This window comes from Priestia sp. P5_B4 (genome assembly GCF_056400385.1).
This window is the reverse complement of sequence record NZ_JBFULJ010001230.1, coordinates 1-867: the sequence shown is the minus strand read 5'-3', so window position 1 is coordinate 867 and position 867 is coordinate 1. Positions and strand designations below refer to the sequence as shown.

General features: G+C 33.8%; 1 protein-coding gene. It reads left to right on the top strand.

Going from position 1 to position 867, the window contains the following annotated elements:
• Positions 1-250: 250 nt before the first annotated feature.
• On the top strand, positions 251-867 hold a 617-nt coding region (locus tag AC1DRF_RS30130; RefSeq protein WP_477742590.1), incomplete at its 3' end, for a sugar-binding transcriptional regulator.

Genomic DNA, 867 nt, shown 5'->3' with positions numbered 1-867 from the left:
ATGTAAATCTTGTTTTTTAATTCATAATAAGTGTTATGCTAAAAATTAAAAAATGAAAGAACTCTAATATTAGAATGATCAAAATGAATATAAAATTAGAAAGAACTTTCTATCTTATTTTGTAAGATGAAGTTCTTTTTTCTTTTTATAAAATCCCCTCTTGAAATTTTGTTCACCAAACAAGTAAACTAAAGACATAAGTTTGGTAAAATTGGGATAAGAAATTCATGAGGTAGGGGAGAATAAGTCGATGGAGATGGATCAAGAGAAATTTAATAAGGTGATTGAAGCGGCAAGGATGTATTATATTCTTGATTATAATCAAAGTGAAATTGCAAAAAAGCTTGGTGTATCAAGGCCTACGGTTTCTCGATTGCTGCAGACAGCAAAAGAAGAAGGCATTGTTCAAATTAAAATTGTGGATTCATCTATCAATAGTGAAAAATTGTCTTCTCAACTTGAACAAAAATTCAATTTAAAAAAAGCAATCGTCACACCGGTGCCTCAATATGAAAATCACATTATTAAAAGTCATCTAGGCGTGGCAGCAGCTGACTATCTCTATGACATCGTAAAAGACGGAGATATTATTGGGGTGACGTGGGGAACAACTCTTTATCAAGTGGCCATCGATTTAAAACAAAAGTATGTGAATGACGTGCAGGTTGTGCAGTTAAAAGGCGGAGTAAGCCATTCGGAAACGAGCACGTATGCTTCTGAAATTATGTACTTATTTGGAAAGGCATACAATACGCCTCCTATGCATCTTCCTTTGCCTGTAATTGTCGATCACGTGGTAGTCAAAAAAGCAATGGAAACGGATCGTCATATTAAGCGCATTTTAGATTTAGGCAAACAAGCCAATAT